This is a genomic window from Rickettsia amblyommatis (assembly GCF_002078335.1).
Lineage (GTDB): Bacteria > Pseudomonadota > Alphaproteobacteria > Rickettsiales > Rickettsiaceae > Rickettsia > Rickettsia rickettsii.
This window is the reverse complement of record NZ_CP015012.1, coordinates 183,569-205,782: the sequence shown is the minus strand read 5'-3', so window position 1 is coordinate 205,782 and position 22,214 is coordinate 183,569. Positions and strand designations below refer to the sequence as shown.

Here is a 22,214-nt window from a genome sequence, read left to right as displayed (position 1 = left end):
TAAAAAACTATGAACCAAACAAATTTTGGCCTTAAAAAAGTAGACTACACTAAAAAACAAGGTTTAGTAAATAACGTTTTTTCTAATGTCGCTGATAAGTATGATTTAATGAATGACTTAATGAGTTTGGGATTACATCGCTTATGGAAAGATGAATTTATTAGGCAAATTCCAAATCTTAACTCTCATATATTAGATGTTGCTAGCGGTAGCGGTGATATTGCTTTAAAACTTGCTAAAAAAGCAAGAGATAGAGTTAATAATATCTCTTTAACTTTAAGTGATATTAATGAAGAAATGTTAAAGCAAGCTAAGAAAAAAGCAATAGATCTGAATTTATTTCAAAATCTTAAATTTACTGTAGCAAGTGCTGAAGAACTACCGTTTCCGGATGATAGTTTTGATTATTATACTATAGCATTCGGTATTAGAAACGTACCTGATATAAATAAGGCTTTAAAGGAAGCATGCAGGGTTTTAAAGCCAATGGGCAAGTTTATATGTCTTGAGTTTTCAAAAGTAAAGGAAGGGTACATAAAAGATTTCTATAAATTCTACTCATTTAATGTTATACCGAGTATTGGTCAAATGATAGCGGGTAATAAAGAGGCATATGAATATTTGGTCGAAAGTATAGATTTATTCCCCTCACAAGACGAGTTTAGAATAATGATTAAAGACGCCGGTTTTGAGGAAGTCGGTTATAAAAATCTAAGTGGCGGAATAGTTGCTATCCACAGTGCGTATACTCGCTGAACTTCAAAAATTGGCTACGTCGTTCTACAAGATCTGCGGTACTCCCGTATTAAATATCACTCCTCGACTTGTGAACTCCTTGCTCTTTTTGAAGTTGATCTTCGTATACTACTCTTTATTTTACTTCGGAGTATATAATAGATGATAAGTAATTTTTTTAATTTAATACGTATTGTTCGTATCATCAGTAAAAAGCAAATCTTAATTGATTCAAGAAGCCCTAAATATTTCAGGTTTATCGGTTATATATTAGCCTTATTTTTTGCTCCGGTCTCGTTAATAAAAAAATCACGGGAAGATTACGGCAAACGCTTAATAGATTGTTTAAGTGATCTTGGACCTATTTATATAAAATTCGGACAAACTCTTTCGACAAGAGCCGATTTAGTAGGAGCAGAGATAGCAGGTTATTTAAGGTTACTGCAAGATAAGCTACCTCCGTTTGATGGTGGGGTGGCTAGAAGGTTGATAACGTCATTGCGAGGAGACATTTATGTCGACGAAGCAATCTCAGCAAGTAAACAAAAGATTGCCACGCAGTCTACGACTGTGAGCCATGACGCCCTCCCTTTCTTACACCTCGACGATATCCCCATCGCTGCCGCATCAATTTCGCAGGTACATAAAGCACAACTTATAACCGGTGAATATGTTGCGGTAAAAATTTTGCGTCCGGGTATTCATAAAAAATATAACAGAGATATTAAGCTGCTATATTTTCTTGCAAAAATTATCTCAAAATTTTCTAAAGCAAAAAGGCTAAAGCCAATTAAAGTAGTCGATAAATTTCATGAAACTATGAAATTTGAGCTTGATTTACGTTTAGAGGCGGCAGCAGCTTCTGAGCTTACGGATAATATGCGAAATGATATTAACGTGATAATCCCTAAAATATATTGGGATTTAACATCAGAAAATATACTAACCACCGAGTGGTTAGACGGCACTTCTATATATGATACTTTGCTACTAAAGGAAATGGGGTTAGAGCCTACAAAAATATCTCAGGATTTTGCCGTAATGTTTTTCAATCAAGCCTATAGAGACGGATTTTTTCATGCTGATTTACATGCAGGGAATATTTTAGTGAATAAGCAAGGTAAGATAATTTTACTTGATTTCGGTATTATGGGCAGACTTAAAGAAAAAGATCGTTTAGCCGTTGCCGAAAGTCTATTTGGCTTTTTAAGGCGTGATTATAAATTAGTTGCTAAAGTACATTTAAGAGCCGGCTACATCCCATCAAATACCGATTTAGATTTATTCGCTCAAAGTTGTAGAGCCGTTACCGAGCCTATAGTAGGGACGCCCATAAAAAATATTTCCATAGGTAAGCTGCTTGCACATTTATTTAAAATCACGGAAGATTTCGGCATGGAAGTACAACCGGAGTTGTTGCTATTGCAAAAGACTTTAATAATGGTGGAAGGGATAGGCAGACAGTTGGATGGTAATGTTAATATGTGGCAGCTCGCCGAACCTTGGATTAAAAAATGGGCCGTGAAAAATCTAAGCCCTGAAGCGAAGTTGTTACGATTGGTAAAGCATGACCTAGATAGTCTAGAGGATATTATTTGACATATAAAAATTATTAATATTATAGCCTTATATATTAAAAAATTTTTTATTATGAAACTAAAAGATTTATTTATTAAATATCCTATTACTACTCCTTTTTTGGTTGTGATAAATTAGTATTTCCTTCAGATAAAGAACAAAAATATAAAAGAGACCTAAAAGAAAAAATAGGAGAGGAAGAGTTTGAAAAATTAACGGCTTTAGATAAAATTGTTCAATGCCCCGAAAACTTAGAAAATATAGCTTTAGTAAGTATAGAAAAACATCTCGATAAACCACTTATAGTAGTGAAATTGTTTAATGATGTACAAGTGAATATTATAAATCCATATAGATCCCAATAATATATTAAATCGATTTTGCATTTCTCAGAAATATATTTTATCGGTGATGTAGGGTGAATGCCGGCTGAAGTTTTAAAACGCGAGTATAATGTCGGTACTATACAGCAAAAATCTTTACCGAAAATCATGGAATTATGGCCTGACCCTTACTATTACAACTGCAGAAAAATAAAGAGTATAACAACCCGGATATAGATCCTCAGGTAATGGAGAATATCGTTTTATTGTGTGGAGAGGTTAGTATGGATTTACCGGTAAATGAAAAATTATAGTAAAAAACCATTGCAAGATAACCATGACTTTTAAAATTAACAAAAATTAAAAAGTAAAATTTTATAAACCTTTAAATTATATAAAGGTATTTAAATTTCTGAAAGCCAAGAGCAAGAGCAGGAATCCATTGATAATATAAGGCAACACCTTGATGAAGAATATAAAACCTTTCGTGGGTTTAAGTTGGATCTTTAGCTCTTGGAGCTGAAACAGGTAACAAAAAATATGATGAGTTAAATAAACGATATCTAGATCTTAATAAAGATAATTTAGGTATAATACAAAGTGTTATCCAAGCAGTCGGGAATGTTCCTAGTGCATTGCAGTTTACCTGGGAGGCTTCTCAAGTTTTACCTGATCTTGTACTGGAGCTTAATAACCTCAGAAAAGCGAGAAGTGCTACCACTAGTGTAGGTTCTATTGAAGCTGGTTGCAAGATGATAGTAGATGCAGAATCGCTTATAAAAAAATGTGCTTCTGTTTTACATTCCAAAACTATATCAATAGTTCAAAAGAAACTCTTTTACAGTCTAAAGTTATTCCATATCTTCTCAAGCCTATTTTAAATAAGAGGCTTCGCAAAATAACAAAAAACTTTCAAACTGCCGAAACAGAAAAAATAAATGTATTAGACAAAATAAGTCCTAAATTTATCAGAGAATTATCTACACTAGGAGTAGATTTAATATCTAAAGCACTAGAAAGCGATTTAAACCCAAAAGTACAAGAAATATATAAGAATATTAAACAAAAAAACGCATCATCTCAAGGTGCTATAAAATATACATGACATTATTACTTCAGACAAAGTAAAACCCCTTCTTAATCACGATTTAGTATAATTTTAAAAAATCCTGATAATCAAAAGGGGTTAGTTCAAATTACGGAAAATATAATAAATAATAAAGCACAAAAAATCGCTAAACCTGAATTAATTGCAAATACAGTTGTAAATTCTAGCGAAAAATTAATTGAAAGTACTCCTTCATATAAAAGCTTATAGTCAGCTTAAAGAAAATCAGCGTTGGACTAAAATGAACCTAAATATGGAAGGGTTAGATACTGAAACTAAAAAAGAGTTATTAAAAGGCAAAAAACCTCAAATAGTATAGAGTTAGTTGAAAATGCCAAAAAAATTATTGATAATTTATCTCCTGTTTTAGAAAAAGAATTACCGCGATATTTAGATAGTAATAAACAGGATATATTAGATGTTTTAAAACATCCTAAAGTAACGGAAAGAATAGAATCACAAGGGAAAGATCCGGAGTTGATAAATAAGGCATTAGATGTATCTACGCCTTTTTTAAAAGATGCGCTGCCGTCAATTACTAAACTTGCAAGCCTCGCTCTTTCCGATAGCGATAAAGTTGCTAATATAATACAAAAATTTCAGTTAATTAAGCCACTTCCAAAGGAAGAGAAATCAAAAGAAGAAAAGGTAAAAGAGGTAAAGGAATTGATTAGTCCTTTGATACAAATTAAAAACCATAATCCGGAAATAAGCAAAATAATTGAAAAAGACCTTCCTGAACTATTAACAAAACATGCAAGTAGTTTAGGACCGGTTGTAGATGAGTTTTGAAATAAAACACCTAAGGGTCAAAAATTAAAATTAGACGGTGTAAAATTAGTAAAGATAGCCGGTAAACATGCACCTGAATTAATTTGCCGATAAATTTAGCAAACATGAATACGGTAAAATTATATTGCTGGTGTTAAAATTATTATCAGATCCAAAAGTGCTAGGAGTAGTAGCAGACACTATAGTTAATTTAGGAAAAAGTAAATTTAGTAAAGATAAAGAAGCGGTAGGACCGCATACAAGTAAGGTATTAGAAGAAAGACAAAGAGAGATAGGAAAAGCCGGTAGAGGCGCCTAAGTCCTGTGCACTTTTAATAGAATAATCATAATTATGGCTCTTTTTAGCTGGAAATTATCAAATTTTTTTGAAATATGTATAACTATTCCTTCAAAAATCTTATTAATTTTCGCTTAAAAATATCTCATAATTATAATCATTAATCAAAAGTGCACAGGACCTAGAAACATCTTGCTATTATTTGATTAAAATTATATTGTAAATTCAAAGTGTCATTATGAAATTATAAGGATGATATTATTTAACACAGATCACAGGTGCCCTTGAGATATTCCCTATTTGTGCCATTCTCGGTCCCAAGGCCATGTGGTAAAACTACTTTAGCTCATGCTTATATTAAACAGCTTAAAGAAGATGAAAAGAGCTACTTTTTTGATCTTGAGGATCCGGCGCTCACTTAGATCAATTTAAGAATCTTAAAACAACTCTTGAGCCTTTAAACGGTTTAATAGTAATTGATGAAATTCAAAGACAGAAATTTTTCCTTATTTAAGAGTTCTTGCTGACTATTCAAACAAAAAATTTTTAATATTAGGTAGTGCTTCTGGAGCATTATTGCGACAATCTTCAGAATCATTAGCCAGCCGTATTGAATATACGGAGTTTACTCCGTTCAATTTAATAGTAGAGATAAATGATTTTAGGGAGTTATGGTTAAGAGGTAGTTTTCCTAAATCATATTTAGCAAAAAATTATGTCCAAAGTCTTAGATGGCGTAATAGCTACATCACTAGTTTTATCGAGCGTGATTTGCCTAGTTTAGGAATATCTCTTAATGCACATGTAATGAGGCAGTTATGGATGATGCTTGCTCATAATCATAGGCAATTATTAAATTATAGCGCGTTTGGAAGGTCGCTCGGTTTAACGGACATAAATATTAGAGCAAACTTTTATTATGCGGTTATTAAAACCTTGGTATGAAAATATCTCAAAACGTCAAGTGAAAGCACCGAAAGTCTATATTACGAGATAGCGGAATACTACATGCATTATTAGGGATTCACGAACATGATTGGTATGTTCATCCAAAACGTGGTCTTTCATTTGAAGGGTTAATAGAGGAGTTAATACGTAAATTTAAAACGGATGTAGAGTATTTTTTTTGGCGAACGCAAACAGGAGCAGAATTAGATTTATTAATTATTAAGAATGGTAAGAAATACGGCTTTGAAGTAAAAAATGCTGATGCTCCTAGTATTACTAAATCAATGCATATCGTTCTTGCCGCTTTGCAGTTAGAACATTTATATATTGTTACCGTCGGGAATAATACATATAAAAAAACAGAAAAAATAAGTGTAGTTGGAATAGCGAACTTATCTAATTTACAGCTTGGTTAAAGTATATAAGTTACCATATTGCATTACCTTTAGTCTTATCATTACTTAATAATTCATGATGACAATTAGAATCAGTAATATTATCTAGTAATATATCTAATTCAGATTTTTCGGTGCTAATAACTAAACTGTTATTAATTAATTTTAAACTACACATACGGGTTTTTAGTTTTTACGTAAGTGAATCTAATAGGAACGCCCGGCATGTCAAAAGCCTCACGCATATTGTTTACTAAATACCTATTATAGCTATCGGTAATTTTTTCCGGATTATTGGAGAATAGCTTGAAAGTAGGGGGGCGGGTTTTTGTTTGAGTCATATATTTTATACGCACTCTTCTGCTGCCTTTTTGTAAAGGCAGCAGATGTGCTTTCGTAGTAAAATTAAGCCATTCATTTAATTTGCTAGTAGTTATTTTCTTATTCCAAATTTTATAAATTTTAAGACAAGCATCTAGCACTTGTTCAATATTTTGTTTATTTATTGCTGAAATGAATAGAACGGGGATACCTTTAACCTGAGGCAGATGAGTATTTATCTGATAATAAAATTCTTCCTGAAATGCTTCTTTTGCGGATTCTTTAACTAAATCCCATTTATTTACTACTATAACTATACTTCTTCCTTCATTTACCACATAGCTTGCAATATTTAAATCTTGCTGTTTTAAAGGAGCTAAAGCATCAATCATTAAGATTACAGTATTAGCAAATTTAATACTGTTAATAGTATCCGATGCCGATAATTTTTCTAAAGACTCTGTAATAGTAGGTTTCTTGCGAAGTCCTGCCGTATCAATCAATTTAATATGATTATTTTTATATTGCCAATCAATTTCAATTGATTCACGAGTAATGCCGGCTTCAGGACCGGTTAATAATCTTTCATCATTAATAAGAGCGTTTATAAAAGTAGATTTTCCGGTGTTAGGTCTGCCACTAACTACTATCTGCAAACAATCTCCTTTAATTGGATTGGTTATATTTGTCTCGATTGATTCTTCTTCAGGTAACTTGGCAATAATTTCGTCATATAAATCAATTAAGCCTGTGCCATGCTCGGCAGAGATAGCTATCATACTATCAAACCCTAATTTGTAGTACTCTTTATCAAAATCAAAAGCTTTCTCGCATTTATTAACTAGCAATATAGTAGGCTTATTATATTTTCTAACAAAACTACTAAGTAGCTTATCATCAGGTAATATTCCGCTTCTACCGTCAACCATAAAGCAAATTAAATCTGCCTCTAAAATTGCTTTAATAGTCTGCTCCATTAACCTCTCTCCCATACTATTAGGATTCTCGTCAAGTCCTGGGGTATCAATTAACAAAAATTCAAAAGAGCCGATTTTGCAGTCTGTATATTTTCTATCTCTAGTGACGCCTGGCAAATCGTGAACGATAGCTTTTTTACGTATGCTTAATCTATTGAAAAGCGTTGATTTGCCTACATTCGGACGGCCAACTAAAGTAATAATTTTCTTAGTCATTATTAATATATTATTATGGTTAAGAGAACTAATAATGCCCCAATAAAACCTACTATATTTGCTATTATAATAGGTGTATTTTTTATTAATATGCCGTATATAAGCCAACTACAAAGAGCAATAGCACTTATAGTAAAGGCGGGCATAGAAACAGAAGCCGAAGATTGGCAGGTGCAAATCCTATGAGCCTGTATATAAAACATAAAATTGCCGATTGTACCGACAATCGTCATATATTTTTCGTAAAATGTCATGAATTTTGGAGACATATATTTATTTTTAAAAAGTGGTCTATGTCATTCCCGCGTAGGCGGGAATCCATTAAAATCATATAAAAACTTGTTTTTATATGGTTATTTTATCAAGTTATGTAACTTCTATATCAATATTAAAGCTATTTTTTTTGGACTCCCGCCTACGCGGGAATGACATACGGCATCCTAAGATAGCAACATTCCACATTGACTATCCCTTAAAACTCGCAATTACCGGTATATGATCTGAAGGTTTTTCTTGAGTCCTTAAATTATAATCCATATAGCAATTTTCTAAATAGTCAATAGTATTATTACAACCAAGAATCATATCAATCCTCATACCTTTATTTTGTTCAAAACATCCGGCTCTATAATCCCACCATGAAAATTCTTGTTTACTCGGATGCATTAATCTATACAAATCCTCAAATCCGGAATTTAGAATAGTGCGTAATTTTTTTTGTTCAACCTCAGTAAAACAAGTAGTTTCAGCCAGTAGCTTAGGTGAATATACGTCTATATCGAACGGTGCAATATTGAAATCACCGCCTATGATAGTTTTTTCGTCAAAAGATTTTTTAGTTGATAGATAACTGATAAAATTATCATAAAATGCTAGTTTTGCTACAAATTTATCGCTACCGACAAATGAACCGTTAGGAGCATAGAGCGAGATTATATTACAAAACCCTATAGGTAATGATAATTTTATTTCTAAGAATCTTGCTTGATCACTGCAGTAATTATTCGGAAAATCCTTAATTATTTCATCGGCAGGAAATTTTGAAATTATAGCAACGCCGTTATATGATTTTTGTCCGTGAACATAAGAATTATAAGGTAGATCGGATAATGCATCAAAAGGAAATTTTGCGGTTTCGCATTTTATTTCTTGCAATAATAAAATATCCGGATTTTCTTTAGATAAAAAATTACGCAATAAATTAAGTCTTGTTTTTATGGAATTAATATTCCAAGTAGCTATCTTCATGTTTTTGTTTTTCTATATCTTCTAATTTTTCATTACGGAATCGCCACTCAAGAAAACCAAAATGATAAACTAAGAGACTAGTAATAAATGCTCCGGAAATTACTATACTCATTGAATATTTTATTGTATGATAATTTGGATTACTACTGTACATATCTAATAATACGCTAAAAGCTATACCCCATAATACAGTGATTTCAATACTCACTCCTCTTGGTATCCTCTTAATTGAATTTTCGTTCATAATAAAATCTTGTAATATTGCACCGCAATTAGCCGTAATGAAAGCAAAAAACGGTCCCCAAAAACTTAGAGGCTCAATTTTGTTAATAATAACCATTGCAACTCCTATAATACTATATTATTTAAGGATTGTTCTCAATAATTATCTTCAGCAATCTGTTTATTATAATAGCTGAATAATTTAATAATTGTAAAACCGAGTAAAAACTACTACAAATATGTAATAGAAATAAGAAGGAGTAAAATAGAAGTTTAAATGTCCGTATCATGGTTTGCTATTAAATCTAGCATTATACAGCTACTAACAGACGGTAATACCACAAATAAAAGTGTACCCAATAAAGTACTATTTTTTCTGCTACTCCAAATAATTCCTGAAAAAGCAAAAGCAAGGCAACCACGTAAACCTATAACATAGCACCAACGAGAATCTATAGATTTAGGCAATAGAATATGATATATGTATGTCTTAATAATTTTTTTATACTCGTTATTTACAAGAAAATCATCTATAGCAAAATTAAATTGTTCAACTATATTTAAGATACGGTTTTTTTGCTAAACATTAAATGTATAGGAGTTTTAATATTTAAGGGAACTTCTAATATATTCCTGTCTATTGTTCTTCCTAAAATATTAACGGCACCGACAATTCGATCACTAATGAAACCGTCAATTTCTTTCTTGATTATTCCGTTTATCAATTCCATATTATTGTGATATATTCTAATTATATCTTGATTTTTCTCATTATATAAAAACTCCGTAAATTTAGGATCTCCGTATACAGTACCGTTCACTATTCCTAACTGAAGATTAAATAGACGTATTTGTACTGTTAGTTCATTAACATTGTGGCAAGTGGTTCAATAATAAATAATGATAATTCTTCAAGACGATAAGGCTTTGAAAAATAAGCGTAGTTACTGCTCTCAGTAGTATAAGTAGCTCCTGCTGTCATGTCGGCATGGCCGCTTTGAATATCTAATTGATCTTGATACCAGCTATCTTGATTGTACTCAATATTGATACCTATTTTTGCAGCAATAGCGTTAATTAATTCTATACCCATACCGGAAACGGTAGTATGATTGTTTGAAGCAACAATTAAGTATTGATAAGGCTCATTTATATACCATGCATTTATCAAAGTTGTTTTATCAGCTTTCCCTTCGCATTCTAAAATTGCTTGTTGTTCGTTCGTGCCTATGCTTAAAGCATACAAATTTTTAGAAGTGAGAAGTATAAAAATAAAAAGCTTTAAAATTTTCATGGGCTGTATTTTTTTAGAATTAAAATGTTATCCTGTAGCAATATTTTATCGTCATTGCGAACAATCGTTGTTGCGTGGATGCTAGAGTCGTCATTGCAAGAAGCATTACGCAGTAATGCGACGCAGCAATCTCAGGAGCTTATCATTATTTCATGAGATTGCCAACGCAGCCTACGGCTGCTCGCAATGACGTTAAAAACCAAAGCCTCTAAGCACGAACTACTTTAATTTCACCGTCAGAAAATTTAATATTAAAAATTTTTTCATTCGCAGCAGTAATTTTAGAAGATAAAAAATTACCCGTTTCTCCTTTAACTATAGCAAAACCTCGTTTTAATACGTTGTGATAATCAAGGCTTGCAAGTAACGTACTATTTAATTCTAATTTATACTCAAAGTTTTTCAAAGTATTATTTGCCGCTTTTGATAGGTAAGCTGTTTGATGTGTTAATTCTAATGTTTTGTAATTGATTATTTTAGCAGGGTTAACTCTTTCTTTAGAAAAAGATTTAATCTTTGTTTCTTGTAGTTCAATAAAGCACGGTAAAGCATCTAGTAAATTAAAACCGGTTTCGTCCAGTAACTGCTGCCTATTATTTATATAGTGAGAGAGATATCTGTGTATTTTATTGTAATTTACTATATTTTGTTCGTGATATTTAATTAACCGGCTAGTATTATTCAATAATATTTTTTCATAAGATTGTAGCGTATTATTTAAAATAGATCGTACCGGTACGGCAAATTCTGCGGCAGCAGTCGGTGTTGGAGCTCTTTTATCAGCTGCTAAATCTATTAAAGTATAATCCACTTCATGACCTACTGCGGAAATAATAGGAATTTTTGAGTTATAAGCAGCACGTACTAATATCTCATCGTTAAATGACCAAAGATCTTCTATAGAACCGCCACCTCTAGCAACGATTATAACACGTGGTTTATTTACCTCTTCTAAATTGTTAAATCCTTCAATTGCTTCAGCAATTTCATTGCCAGAATTTGCTCCTTGTACGCTAACCGGCCATATTATTATCCGAGTCGGAAAACGTTCGCGAATACGATGAATAATATCTTTAATAACAGCACCGGTTATTGAAGTGATAACGCCTATTTGATCAGGTAAAAAGGGTATAGGAATACGTATTTTATTAAATAAGCCTTCTTTCTCGAGCCTTGCTTTACGCTCATTTAGAATTTGCAGCATAGCTCCAAGTCCTGCGGGTTGCAAATTATCTACCGATAGTTGATAACGTGAATTACCTGCATAGCTTGAGAGTTTACCGCTAATTACTACTTCCATGCCGTCATTTAAAGGAAATTTGATTTTAGCAAGAATAGGACGCCAGCAAGTACAGGCTAAAATGGCGGTATTTTCTTTTAAGTTAAAATAAGCATGACCTGAGCTTGCTATTTTTAAGCCTGAAATTTCGCCTTTTACCTTAATATAGCCAAAATTATTTTCTAATAGCTCTTTGATTTTATTGGAAATCTCACTAACTGAAAACTCTTTGGTTGCTTGATGAGCAATAAAATTGTCTAGCATTTTATTAGTACTTGGTTTTTTGCGCTGAGGGTAGCACATTATTCGTCATTACGAGGAGAAACTATAAGTTTTGACGAAGCAATCTCAGGAGTTTATCCTACTTCATGAGATTGCCACGTCGATGCTATGCATCTCCTCGCAATGACGGTTATCATCTCCATAGAATAACCTTGCACTACAAAAGAGCAAGCAAAATTTTTTATTATTTGATATATTGCTAATAGCTTGCTATTATTTTATACTATTAAAATATATTTATTAGTATAAATGCTACTGCGAATAATATGTTTGCTTATTATCATAATATTTTCTTTGGTAAGTTTTGCCGCTCTTGCTAAGAATGGTCAAAATATTAAAATAAGCAATATTATAGCTGACTTCGTAGAGTATAATGAAAATCAGGATTTGATATATGCTAAAGGTAATATAAGAATTATTACGGATGAGTATTTATTAACAGCAGATAATTTACTTTATGATATAGAAAACGATATTTTATGGGCAGAAGGTAATATCCGAATTAAGGATAAACAAAATCGGATAATAGAGGGAGACAAAGCGGTTTTAAAAGATGAATTTAAGAAAGGTATCATATCGGAATTCATTTTGCTTTCCGGTGATAATAATCTTTTAATTGCTAAACTTGCCGAAAGAATAGATGAAGATAATCTTAAGCTGCACCATGCTGAGTTTACCCCTTGTGATGTTACTTGTAATAGAAATCCTATTTGGCAAATTGCTGCTAAGGATACTTATATTCATTCCGCAGAGCATAGCGTAGTTTATAAAAACGTGTTTTTTGAAGTATACGGTGTACCGATTTTTTACTTACCGTATTTTTTCCATCCGGCTCCTACGGCCCCTGCAACTTCCGGATTATTGGTACCTGACGTCAAAAATAAAGGGTTTGGCATCCCCCTATATCTACGTGCAAAACCTAATATGGATTTTACTCTCACTCCAAGAATTTTTAGTAAATATCAAACTTGTGAGCTAGAAGCACGTTATCGCCTGAATGATACCAATAATATGAATTTTCAAGTTAGTTACGGTAAATTACCGTATTTTCTAGAAAAAGACGGAAGTGTAGTGAAAAATAAAAAAGTTTCTTCTTATCATTATATAGCAAGCGGTAATTTTATTAGTACCGATAAAGTTTATGATTACGGTTTCAGGGTGGAGCGCACATCGGATAAAGCTTATTTAAAAAATTATTATAATAACTACGCTTCATATTTAACTTCTAAAATATTCTTAAATAAAATTCATGAGGCTGATTATTTTTTGGCGGAAGGATTAAGTTTTCAAGGCGTAGGTAGTAATGATTGTAAATATACCGATCCTCTAGTATTACCAAAAATCAATACAAAAAACGTGATAAATTTGAATGATAATGACAACAGCCATATCGTTGTTGAAAATAATACGTTAATGTACAAAGAAAGAATAGGCAAACAAGTTGCTAGAACCTCTTTGCAACTATCCTTTATGCATAATGTGCTGACTGCTTCAGGACAAATTTTTGATTTTGCTGCTAAAGATAGAGGCGATTTTTATCTTGCTAGACGGGCTTATGTAGATAAGCCGAGAGAAAGTAAATCATTTCAAAGGAATATACCGGAATTGCAAACTTTATGGCGTTATCCGTTAGTAGGCAATATAACAAAAACGATAAATTTACTTATTGAGCCGGTAGTTTCTTTTACTATGGGACGTAAACTATCTAAGAAAGATAACAAATTTGTTATAATTGATCCTGCTAAATATGAATTATCCGAAAAAAATATCTTTTTATCCAATCGTTATAGCGGTATTGATTGCCATGATTTCGGTAATAGATTAAGTTACGGCTTAAATACTAATATTGCTAAAGAAGAAAATTATTTAAAATTATTTTTAGGACAATCCCGTAATACAAGATATAGTATAGATTTGCCGGCTGATGATACGGAAAATGTAGGGCAGATACTAGGTAATCTTTATAATAATTTAGAAGTGTTTTATAGCTTTCGGAAAGATAGATATTTCAGACCTATTAGAGATGAAGTGGGAGGAAATTTTAACTATGATAAGATTAACTTTCTAGGTAGTTTTATTCAGCTTACCAATCTTAACAAATATTATTCCGTAGAAAGTATAATGGTTTCAAATAATAGAGTACGACAATTTTATGGAGACATAAATTATCAGCTAGCGGAAAATTGGACTATAGGTTTTAGTGCACGCATTGATCTCTCTAGACGATCTCCAAATTTACTTACTCGAACTATTAGGATGACATATGCTAAAGATTGTGTTAGAATTACTGCAAAGATTTATTCCGATTATCTAGCCGATGGAAGTAGAGGAATCAAAAAGACTACCTCTTCGCCGACTATTTCTATCGGTTTAAAAGTTTTAAACATGTGAGTATACTCGTTTTATTTGAAAAATTGGCTACGTCGTCTTATAAGTTTTGCGGTGCTCACGTACTAAATGTACGCTCCGCTCCTTGACTTATAGACTCCTTGCTCTTTTCCAAATAAAACTTTGTCTACTTACTGGTCACTTATTCAGAGTATCACATGAGAAAATTATTATTAATCATTACCGTTTTTTTTACTTTTAATGTAGCACAAGCATCATTACCGAATATAGTAGCATCCGTAAATGATGAACCTATTACTCTTAATGAGTTCCGTGCTAGAAAAAAAATGATTATGGCACTAAATAATGTTGAAAGTCTAACGTCTGCTCAAGATAAGCAGCTAAGTGACTTAGCGCTCAAGAGCTTAATTGACGCATCTTTGCTTGTTCAATATGCAGGAGATAGAGAAATTCCGCAAGAAGAGATAGATAACGCTATTAAGTCCATTGAAGATCGTAATAAAATGCCTCACGGTTCTCTTTTTCAGTATCTAAAAAGCAAATCAGTTAATCCTGATAGTTTTATTTCCCAAATTAAATCCGAGTTGATTAAAATGAATATTTTATCAAGTCTATCAAGATCGGTACAAGTAAGTAATAAAGAAATAGATGTCGCAATTTTATCTAGCGATCAAAAAGACGTAGAAATTTCAATGCAAGTATTTACATCTAAAGATGGTGGCAATAAAGCGTTTACGCAGATGAATAATTTGAAAAATCGACTAAAAAAATGTGCGGATGTTAAAAAATCGCTTTATGATAATTTTGCTACTATGCAAATTATTACCGATAAGCTTAGCAAGATAGAAGGCGTAAAACAAACTATTGTAAAGGACTTAACTCCTGATAAAGCAAGTAATGTTTTTGAAGTAAATAACAAATTTGAAATAACATTAGTGTGCAGCAAAAAAATCTTAAATGTTAATGAAGATGAAAATAATTATGTAGTAAATTTCCTAACCAATAAAAAGATTTCGCAAAAAGCACAAAAAATGTTTGAAAATATGCGTAAGAAAGCAGCTATAAAAATAATGCTGCCGTCTTAGTGTGTGTTATTCTATGTCATTCCCGCGTAGGCGGGAATCCAGAAAAATAACCTTGATTATTAATACAGAATTATATTTGATAAAAACAAACATATAAAAACTTGTTTTTATATGTTTTACTGGATTCCCGCCTACGCGGGAATGACATCCCCTATGCTCCCTTCAATTGCAAAACACGCAGCTTTACATCAAGTTAATCCTCTTAAAAAGCACGGACAAAATTTTATTTTTGACAGTAGTCTATGTGAGAAAATCGTACGTGCAAGTAACCTGGCAGAAAATAGCCGAGTATTAGAAATAGGGCCCGGCACAGGAGGGTTAACTAGGTCAATATTGCAGAAAAATCCTGAATCCTTAACTGTTATAGAAACAGATGAGAGATGCCTTCCGCTCCTTAATGAGATTAAAGCATATTATCCTAATCTAAATATTATTAAACAAGATGCTCTTAAAATAAATTTAACCGATTTAAGCAACGATATAGGCGAGTCCAAATCAATTGACTATAAAGTAACTATAATCTCTAATTTACCGTATCATATAGGTACTGAGTTAGTGATTAGATGGCTGAAAGAAGCACGGCTAATTACTAGTATGACGCTAATGTTACAAAAGGAAGTAGTAGAACGTGTTTGTGCTATGCCCTCAACTAAAGCATATGGCAGATTATCGGTAATATGTCAGCTAATCGCTAAAGTGGAAAAGTGCTTTGACGTAGCGCCAACTGCTTTCTATCCACCTCCTAAAGTATATTCTGCGATAGTTAAACTAATACCTTTAGAAAATCCGCCGTCTATTGCTCTGATAAATAAAGTGGAGCAAATAACAAAGCTTGCTTTTGCAGGACGACGGAAAATGATCAAATCATCACTGAAAAATCTTGTACCTAATATACATGAAGTATTAACTCAGTTGAAAATCAATGATAATTATCGTGCTGAAAATCTTGCCCCTCAAGATTATTTGAGAATTGCTGAAATATTATAGCTTGCATCATTCAGCTTTATCTAACTTTTTTGCTTCTGCTGCTTGCTGTAGTTTATATTCTGCTGCTTTTGCTTCTATATAGTTAAAAAAGAAATAACAGAAAGTTAAAAAACTAGTCAAAAAACTATTCCAAGAGTTATTAATATTAACTTAAGCTCTTTCCTTGCATTTTGAGCTTTTAATTTCTTTCTTCCTCTTCATCAATATAAGACTCAGAGGTTAAAATTTCTTCTTCTTTATATTGTAACTCTTTAAAATTAGCTTATATATTAATGATAGAGTTTAATTATCATGTGAGAGAAGTAATTTATAGGGGGGGGGAAGTAAGTCAATAATTATATATTTAATAAATCTATCTTACTCAAAAATACGGCTTTTTCTATTTACTAGGTAAATACAATTTAGTTCTTGAGTCTTATAATAAAGCAATTGCACTTGATCCTACAAATTCTGAAGCACAATATAATAAACAACATTTATTAAAGCGTATGTATTATTAAGTAAAAAACGCTGAAAAGCTTTTACTTATTGCCTTTTCAATCTATTCTGTTTGCTAGATTTCTTTAGCCTAAAATAAGCGAGGCAGTGATGCTATTCGTCTATTGTAATTTGCTTGATTTCGACAATTGTCTTATGCAAATGTTCAGCTAAAGCAAACATATTAAATAGCATTGGCTTGGTGGTTAGTTTTTTGCGGCAATCTCTAAATCAGTTTCGCTCATAATATCTAGTTGCGATGCAAATTAATACATTAGGGTCCCAGCTACGCATTAATTTCGGTTATCGCTACAGGTTTCCTTGATATCAACAGCCTCAAGTGCCTATAAGATATTTAAAAGTTCCAGCGTGAGCGAAAAAAGACGTTTAGTAAATTTAATATTTGGGAACTTAATATTGAAACCTGAAAAGCTTGATTTTATGCTGCGTTTGCCGTTTGATACATTGGTGAATTTGCCTAAAAATGGCGAATGGTACCCGCGGCCGGACTTGAACCGGCAAGAGCTTACGCTCCACGGATTTTAAGTCCGTTATGTCTACCATTCCATCACGCGGGCAGCTGTGGATATTAAGGTTGCATTTGCTAAGTGGACAGACTAATAAAAAAAATACAAAAAAGCAAGTACTTTTATCGTTAATATATTAGTCTGATATGAAAAAGTTATTAACACCTTTAAAATAGTTAGTTTACTCATTAATTGATTAGATAATTAACTTAAATAGTGACAAAATAGTAATAATATGATAGATTAGCTTCAGGAAGTAATACTTTCTCTTGCATGTTATTGACATGTTTATTGACAAATGCCGCAAGGTAAGGTAGTTTTGCATAATGAATGTTTATCGGCTCTTATATTTAAGTAAGGCTTAAAGTAAAATTTAAGTTTTAGTTTTATAAGCGTGTGTTAAGTTCAAATAAGTAATTTCTATCTAATAAAGGTTTTTATGGCTACAAATATAGTAGGTAAAGTTAAGTGGTATAATTCTACGAAGAATTTTGGATTTATTGAACAGGAAAATGGCGGCAAAGATGTGTTTGTACACAAATCAGCCGTAGACGCAGCAGGTTTACATAGCCTTGAAGAAGGACAAGATGTAATTTTTGATCTTGAAGCAAAGCAAGGAAAAGCCTATGCTGTTAACCTCAGAATTAAATAAATATATTTATAATACCAAAAACAGCTATCCAAAATTGTTTATAATTTAGGGTAGCCTAGTTATCTTTATCAAAATAGTAAATATTTTGTCTTATAATAACCTATATAATTTTAAGTATAATAAATTATTTTTACTACAGGGCATGAAAATGCCCTAAATCTCATGATATTATTCTGGCTTGAATAAGATTCTAAAATAGTTTCATTATTCATTATCGTTTTATATATTTAGTTGGTGTTTTGTAATCTAGCTTAAGCATATTTTTTGATTCAGGATAATTATATAAGTCGTTATTTTAATTTACTATAACTTATTTTTTTACAATAGACCTCTTGCATAACTTATCTTATAAAGGGAATAAGAACTGCTACTCTACGCAGCGTACATAGTTAAGTATGTAAGGATGAGAGGGCAGCGTCGATGTCTCATATATCTTTAAGCAATGAGTGATGTTAAGAGGTCTAATCAATAATGTGCATATTTTGATTTAAAACTATATTGGATTATATAATGAAAAATTTTAATTTATCTGAAGAATTAATTATTGCTCTCGAGACAATGAATATAACTGAGCCGACTGAAATACAAAAGCACTCGATTCCGGTTGCAATGGCGGGATCGGACATACTCGCTTCTAGCCAAACAGGTTCAGGCAAAACTCTTGCTTATTTATTGCCGTTAGTTGATTCATTTATTAAAAATAAAACTACTGCTTTAATTCTTGTTCCGACTAGAGAATTAGCAACGCAAATATACAGTACTTTAAATAAAGTAACTACATCCTATAAAATTAATAGTGCAGTTTTGATAGGCGGTGAACCGATGCCTAAACAATTTATGCAATTAAAAAAGAATCCAAAAGTGATTATCGGTACGCCGGGGCGTATTATCGATCACTTAAATAGGGGAAGTCTAAAAATTGATCGTATAGGCATAACCGTACTTGACGAAATGGATAGAATGCTTGATATGGGGATGAAAGAACAATTAGAAGAAATCAATAAATTTTTACCGGAAAAAAGACAAGTTTTAATGTTTTCCGCTACTATGCCAAAACATATTATTGCTGTTTCTCAAAAATATCTAAACAATCCAGTACGTATTACGGTAGGTGCGACTAATAAAGCAGCTGCAGAAATAAAACAGGAATCAATGCATGTTTCTGATCAAGAAAAATTTAGTGAATTAACTAAACAACTTGGTAATAGGGAAGGATCGGTCATTATTTTTGTGAAGACTAAACGTTCTGCCGACCAATTAGCTAAAATGTTGAAATATGAAAATCATACAGCAGAAGCTATACACGGTGATTTAAGTCAGCGTCAACGTGAAAGAGTAATTTTATCATTTCGTAAGTCAAACCATAGAATAATGGTAGCAACTGATGTAGCGGCTCGTGGTCTTGATATTCCTCATACACAGCATGTTATTAATTATGATTTACCTATGTGTCCTGAAGATTATTTACATAGGATAGGTAGAACGGGTAGAGCAGGGGCTACCGGACATGCGTTGTCTTTTATTTCTCCTGATGATGTTATTAGATGGCGTGCAATCAATCGTCTAGTAAATCAAGGAGAATCTACGCTACGTAGTGAGTTTAGAAGTGATAAAAATAATCGTAAAAGATCATGCGGTAAAAGAGCCGGCGGTGACGGTAAAAAGTTTAATTCTTTTGATAGTAGCCGTAAAAGAACCTTTGACGGTAACAGCTACGGTAATAAAAGAAAGAAAGTATCGTAGTTTAGATTTACGTCATTTATATCATTGCGAGGAAATTACGTAAGTAATTGACTAAGCAATCTCAAGAGTTTATTATTATCTCATGAGATTGCCACGCAACCTTATGGCTGCTCGAATGACGATTAGATATCCATGCGGGCAATGCCTGCGCAGGAATGACCATCCATATATTTTAAAGGAGGATAAACTCATAAGTTTGAATTTTTCACGATTTCAATATATATCTAATATTTTCTTTATATTAATAATTTCTTTTCCCGGAGGTTTAATTTATTTACTTACTGGTTCAACTCTTTCTTTTTGGCTTCGAGAGTCTGGTTTTGATAAAATCACTATCGGGCTTTTTAGTTTAGTGAATTTTATTCATATATTTAAATTTTTATGGGGTCCTTTGCTTGAAAAAGTAAGTTTTGCTCCTTTAAGTAAGCTGGGATATAAATATTGTTTAATTATTGCTTTGGTTAGTTGTATTTTTTGTGTATATGTTCTAACAACTTTTAACCCTAACACTCATTTTATACCATTTGCTTTATGCTTAATAGCTGTGGCATTTTGTTTTTCCATTTATGATATGTTACTTCAATCATCACAGATGTTACTGATTACAAATAAAAATTGGGGCATAAGTGAGGCAGCTTGTACTACAGGCTTTAGAATAGGTATACTTATAGCAGGTTCAGGAGCGTTATATTTATCTACTATCATACTCTGGCAAGATGTTTATCGTGTTATGGCAATTTTATGTATACCGTCATTACTATTAATTATAATCTATCCGCTTAAATTTAAAGATAAGATAATTATTAATGATTTTGATAGATTTTGGCATGCTTTTTATGATTTTGTCAAGAAACCTAAATGGCTAATAATTGTTAGTTTTATGCTTCTATATCGTCTTCAAGATAATTTTCTGTCAATTATGCCGAATATGTTTTATCTCGATATTGGGTATACGAAGAAAGATTTAGCTCTTGGATATAAAGCTTTCGGTATGTGTGCTGCAATCCTTGGAGGTTTTATAGGTGGGTTTTTGTGCCGAAAATATGAATATTCTTATTTGCTTAAAAGAGCATTAATATATCATGCTTTATCTAGCCTACCTTTTTTATATCTCTATTTTTATAATCGAGATATTACAAGTTTGTATATAGCGGTCTTTTTTCAAGAATTTACCAAGGGTTTAACTATGTCGCCGTTTTTTTCTTACCAATTAAGATGCTGTAGTTCTAAATATTGTATAACCCAAATTGCTTTAATGACTTCTATTGCTTATATTAGTACCATATTGTTTGGTAGTATTTCAGGCTATGCAGCTACTTATTTAGGCTGGACTTATTTCTTTATTGTAGCAGGATTTTGTTTTATACCGGCTTATATATTAATTAGATATTTACCGCCTTATGTTATTCCTAGCTAAAAGCGGGAATCTAGCAAAATATTTATAGTTGTTGTGTGGATCAATTGCACCTCTGTCATCCCGTGGTCTCAAGCCACGGGATGACACCGAGTGCTTTACCGGTCCCTGCAACAATGCCTTGCGAGGAGCGTAGCGACGTGGCAATCTCTCTTAAATTTCATGAGATTGCTCTTCATCGACATAAATGCCTTCTCGCAATGACGTGGATAGGTAGTACTGGATTCCTGCTGCCGCAGGAATGACATATACAGCTTTTGAGAGCCATGCAAAAATGCCTAAATACAAATATATTGTAAAAGTAGTGCTATCAATTTATAATAATTAACAAACTTATTAGTGTGTTTTAATTATGTTTATTCAAACTGAAGATACTCCAAATCCGGATGCAATAACATTTTGCCCGGGGCAGGAGATAAGTAGTGATCAGCCGGTATTTTTTAGTGAACTTGCTGAAGTAAAAGGAAGAAGCAAACTTGCAGAATCATTATTTCATATTAATAATGTAAAATCAGTGTTTTTCGGTAGTGATTTTATAACAGTAACTAAACAAGCTGAAGGTAATTGGCAAGTTATAAAGCCTGAAATTTTAATGGTTATTATGGATCATTTTGTTTCAGGGTTTCCTGTATTTGAAAAAAACACCAAAGCAGATAATGTAGATCATAACCTTGATGGGCTTTCGGAAATAGAGAAGCAAATTGTAGAGATTATTGAAACTAGGGTGCGTCCATCTGTTGCACAAGACGGCGGCGACATAATATATAAAGGCTTTGAAAACGGTGTAGTTAAATTAGCACTTCGTGGTGCATGCCTTGGATGTCCTAGTTCCACCATCACCTTAAAAAATGGCATTGAGTCCATGCTTAAACATTTTGTACCGGAAGTGCAAGAAGTTGAAGCTGTAGAGGAAGATTTTGAGTAATTTAGTATGCTAACTGCGCGCGACTACGGATCTTGTTGTATAGGTTAGTCTTCGTCATTG

The 22,214-nt window shown here is 32.3% G+C and carries 23 protein-coding genes, 1 tRNA gene and 3 pseudogenes; 16 read left to right on the top strand and 11 right to left on the bottom strand.

Going from position 1 to position 22,214, the window contains the following annotated elements; genetic code table 11:
* Positions 1–9 precede the first annotated feature (9 nt).
* The 8 genes and pseudogenes from ubiE to A3305_RS11390 all read left to right on the top strand — a co-directional run bounded on the left by ubiE (position 10) and on the right by A3305_RS11390 (position 6,177).
* On the top strand, positions 10–756 hold the full coding sequence (gene ubiE, locus A3305_RS01115; protein ID WP_014392659.1) for a bifunctional demethylmenaquinone methyltransferase/2-methoxy-6-polyprenyl-1,4-benzoquinol methylase UbiE: 747 nt from the start codon (positions 10–12) through the stop codon (positions 754–756).
* Positions 757–897: 141 nt separating this feature from the next.
* Positions 898–2,334, top strand: coding sequence for a 2-polyprenylphenol 6-hydroxylase (gene ubiB, locus A3305_RS01105; protein ID WP_014392658.1), 1,437 nt, complete (start codon positions 898–900; stop codon positions 2,332–2,334).
* Positions 2,335–2,735: 401 nt separating this feature from the next.
* Positions 2,736–2,950, top strand: a pseudogene (locus tag A3305_RS01095) (hypothetical protein).
* Positions 2,951–3,420: 470 nt separating this feature from the next.
* Entirely contained in the window at positions 3,421–3,741 is a 321-nt protein-coding gene (locus A3305_RS09905) for a hypothetical protein (RefSeq protein ID WP_041860532.1), read from the top strand.
* A gap of 181 nt (positions 3,742–3,922) precedes the next feature.
* On the top strand, positions 3,923–4,063 hold the full coding sequence (locus A3305_RS09900) for a hypothetical protein (RefSeq protein WP_226983944.1): 141 nt from the start codon (positions 3,923–3,925) through the stop codon (positions 4,061–4,063).
* A gap of 158 nt (positions 4,064–4,221) precedes the next feature.
* Positions 4,222–4,536, top strand: coding sequence for a hypothetical protein (locus A3305_RS01080; protein WP_041860531.1), 315 nt, complete (start codon positions 4,222–4,224; stop codon positions 4,534–4,536).
* Between the two features lie 130 nt (positions 4,537–4,666).
* On the top strand, positions 4,667–4,834 hold the full coding sequence (locus A3305_RS09260) for a hypothetical protein (RefSeq protein WP_167884955.1): 168 nt from the start codon (positions 4,667–4,669) through the stop codon (positions 4,832–4,834).
* 250 nt (positions 4,835–5,084) lie between these two features.
* A pseudogene (locus A3305_RS11390) lies at positions 5,085–6,177 on the top strand (ATP-binding protein).
* 10 nt (positions 6,178–6,187) lie between these two features.
* Here A3305_RS11390 and A3305_RS09255 read toward each other — a convergent pair.
* The 10 genes and pseudogenes from A3305_RS09255 to A3305_RS11385 all read right to left on the bottom strand — a co-directional run bounded on the left by A3305_RS09255 (position 6,188) and on the right by A3305_RS11385 (position 12,279).
* Positions 6,188–6,334: a hypothetical protein gene (locus A3305_RS09255; protein ID WP_014392657.1), complete on the bottom strand. Its 147-nt coding sequence runs from the start codon at positions 6,332–6,334 to the stop codon at positions 6,188–6,190.
* Positions 6,327–7,670: a ribosome biogenesis GTPase Der gene (gene der, locus A3305_RS01070; protein ID WP_014392656.1), complete on the bottom strand. Its 1,344-nt coding sequence runs from the start codon at positions 7,668–7,670 to the stop codon at positions 6,327–6,329. Before der ends, A3305_RS09255 begins: the two co-directional genes overlap by 8 nt.
* Before the next feature lie 2 nt (positions 7,671–7,672).
* Positions 7,673–7,939, bottom strand: a complete 267-nt coding sequence (locus tag A3305_RS01065; protein ID WP_014392655.1) for a SemiSWEET family sugar transporter — start codon at positions 7,937–7,939, stop codon at positions 7,673–7,675.
* Positions 7,940–8,135: 196 nt separating this feature from the next.
* Positions 8,136–8,918 carry an exodeoxyribonuclease III gene (gene xth / locus A3305_RS01060; protein ID WP_014392654.1) on the bottom strand — a complete coding sequence of 261 codons (783 nt, stop codon included), beginning with the start codon at positions 8,916–8,918 and terminating at the stop codon, positions 8,136–8,138.
* Entirely contained in the window at positions 8,893–9,258 is a 366-nt protein-coding gene (locus A3305_RS09885; RefSeq protein WP_226983942.1) for a hypothetical protein, read from the bottom strand. Before A3305_RS09885 ends, xth begins: the two co-directional genes overlap by 26 nt.
* Positions 9,259–9,413: 155 nt before the next feature.
* Positions 9,414–9,608: a hypothetical protein gene (locus A3305_RS08700; protein WP_144010752.1), complete on the bottom strand. Its 195-nt coding sequence runs from the start codon at positions 9,606–9,608 to the stop codon at positions 9,414–9,416.
* Positions 9,609–9,700: 92 nt separating this feature from the next.
* Positions 9,701–9,961, bottom strand: coding sequence for a hypothetical protein (locus tag A3305_RS09880; RefSeq protein WP_081120763.1), 261 nt, complete (start codon positions 9,959–9,961; stop codon positions 9,701–9,703).
* 38 nt (positions 9,962–9,999) lie between these two features.
* Complete coding sequence (locus tag A3305_RS09875; RefSeq protein WP_081120760.1) at positions 10,000–10,434, bottom strand: transporter substrate-binding domain-containing protein; 435 nt, start codon at positions 10,432–10,434, stop codon at positions 10,000–10,002.
* A 208-nt stretch (positions 10,435–10,642) separates the two neighbouring features.
* Entirely contained in the window at positions 10,643–11,977 is a 1,335-nt protein-coding gene (gene xseA / locus A3305_RS01040) for an exodeoxyribonuclease VII large subunit (protein ID WP_014392653.1), read from the bottom strand.
* Between the two features lie 92 nt (positions 11,978–12,069).
* Positions 12,070–12,279: pseudogene (locus A3305_RS11385) on the bottom strand (hypothetical protein).
* Between A3305_RS11385 and A3305_RS01030 the strand changes: the two are divergent.
* From A3305_RS01030 to A3305_RS01015, 4 genes are all read left to right on the top strand, one after another.
* Entirely contained in the window at positions 12,245–14,386 is a 2,142-nt protein-coding gene (locus A3305_RS01030; RefSeq protein ID WP_041860529.1) for an LPS-assembly protein LptD, read from the top strand. The pseudogene A3305_RS11385 and the gene A3305_RS01030 overlap by 35 nt on opposite strands.
* Before the next feature lie 155 nt (positions 14,387–14,541).
* A complete protein-coding gene (locus tag A3305_RS01025; RefSeq protein ID WP_014392651.1) occupies positions 14,542–15,429 on the top strand; it encodes a SurA N-terminal domain-containing protein in 888 nt (295 codons plus the stop codon).
* A 153-nt stretch (positions 15,430–15,582) separates the two neighbouring features.
* A complete protein-coding gene (gene rsmA, locus A3305_RS01020; RefSeq protein WP_014392650.1) occupies positions 15,583–16,416 on the top strand; it encodes a 16S rRNA (adenine(1518)-N(6)/adenine(1519)-N(6))-dimethyltransferase RsmA in 834 nt (277 codons plus the stop codon).
* Positions 16,417–16,766: 350 nt separating this feature from the next.
* On the top strand, positions 16,767–16,916 hold the full coding sequence (locus tag A3305_RS01015) for a tetratricopeptide repeat protein (protein ID WP_081120959.1): 150 nt from the start codon (positions 16,767–16,769) through the stop codon (positions 16,914–16,916).
* A 469-nt stretch (positions 16,917–17,385) separates the two neighbouring features.
* On the opposite strand, the gene A3305_RS01005 is transcribed toward A3305_RS01015, so the two are convergent.
* Positions 17,386–17,471 (bottom strand) — tRNA-Leu (locus A3305_RS01005).
* Between the two features lie 388 nt (positions 17,472–17,859).
* Here A3305_RS01005 and A3305_RS00995 point away from each other — a divergent pair.
* The 4 genes from A3305_RS00995 to A3305_RS00975 all read left to right on the top strand — a co-directional run bounded on the left by A3305_RS00995 (position 17,860) and on the right by A3305_RS00975 (position 22,154).
* Entirely contained in the window at positions 17,860–18,072 is a 213-nt protein-coding gene (locus A3305_RS00995) for a cold-shock protein (protein ID WP_014392648.1), read from the top strand.
* A 510-nt stretch (positions 18,073–18,582) separates the two neighbouring features.
* Entirely contained in the window at positions 18,583–19,815 is a 1,233-nt protein-coding gene (locus A3305_RS00990) for a DEAD/DEAH box helicase (protein ID WP_014392647.1), read from the top strand.
* 115 nt (positions 19,816–19,930) lie between these two features.
* Positions 19,931–21,232 (top strand): MFS transporter, encoded by a 1,302-nt coding sequence (locus tag A3305_RS00985; RefSeq protein WP_045799466.1) that lies wholly within the window; start codon positions 19,931–19,933, stop codon positions 21,230–21,232.
* A gap of 349 nt (positions 21,233–21,581) precedes the next feature.
* Positions 21,582–22,154, top strand: coding sequence for a NifU family protein (locus A3305_RS00975; RefSeq protein ID WP_014392645.1), 573 nt, complete (start codon positions 21,582–21,584; stop codon positions 22,152–22,154).
* Positions 22,155–22,214 lie beyond the last annotated feature (60 nt).